Raw genomic sequence first — 293 nt, forward strand, 5'->3', positions numbered from 1 at the left:
GACCTTGCGGATAAAAGACCCAGCCTATCAGGAAAAAATGGCGAATATCGACGCCGCGCTGGCCCGCTGTGATGCCGATAATCCGGTGTTTTATGAGGATGAAGTCGATATAGACCTCAATCCCAAATTAGGAGCCGACTGGATGTGCAGAGCGCAGCAAAAGCGGGTTGTCACACCGGGGCAGAATGCCAAGCATTATCTGGCAGGCGTTCTCCACGCAGGCAACGGAAGGGTACTTTACGTCAGCGGGATCAAGAAAAACTCATCGCTGTTTATTGCCATGCTGGAAAAGC

The 293-nt window shown here is 51.9% G+C and carries 1 pseudogene; it reads left to right on the forward strand.

What is annotated here, in order from left to right:
• Window positions 1-293, forward strand: a pseudogene (locus MUW49_RS20935) (IS630 family transposase); the annotation flags it as partial.

The organism is Aeromonas sp. LsrichE-8G, assembly GCF_022869435.1.
GTDB classification, from domain to species: domain Bacteria; phylum Pseudomonadota; class Gammaproteobacteria; order Enterobacterales; family Aeromonadaceae; genus Aeromonas; species Aeromonas caviae.